1 protein-coding gene is annotated in these 489 nt (G+C 55.4%); it reads left to right on the top strand.

All coding sequences use genetic code 11. The features are described 5' to 3' along the window. Positions 1-489 (top strand): hypothetical protein (locus MO867_RS22580; protein WP_252473362.1); only part of this gene is annotated, 489 nt, incomplete at both ends.

The following is a 489-nucleotide window of genomic DNA, read 5'->3' as shown; positions in this document are numbered from 1 at the left end:
GCGAAAGCGCGGCCACTGCAAATATCGTCACCATCGACCAACGCCAGGCACGACCTTATCCGCCGGCCAATGTGAAGATTAATGGAAAAGACTGGCCCGAAACAGCCATTAGCCCGCTCACCATTACCTGGTCCCACAGAGACCGCAGCCTCCAACAGGATGTCCTGGTGCCCTGGACGGATGGCGATATTGGCCCCGAAGCCGGCACCACCTATAACCTGCGAATCTATGACGAAAGCAACAATGAAATCCAAAATGATGAAGACCTAACCGAAACCACAGCCGTCGGCAGTGGCGGCAGTGGTAACGCCGCACTTTTACATTTTAACGGCGACGATGGCGGTACAGATATTACCGATGAGTACGGCGGCCAATGGAGCGGCACCAGTGGGGTAAAAATCAGCACCACCCAAAGCAAATTCGGCAGCGCCTCCCTCTACTGCCCAACGGACAATGGCAGCGGCCTGGACCGTGAAACAGAAGATCAAC

This window comes from Microbulbifer okhotskensis (assembly GCF_023895975.1).
Classification (GTDB): Bacteria; Pseudomonadota; Gammaproteobacteria; order Pseudomonadales; family Cellvibrionaceae; genus Microbulbifer; species Microbulbifer okhotskensis.
Note: the sequence above shows the minus strand (reverse complement) of the source record. Positions and strands in the feature narration are given on the sequence as shown.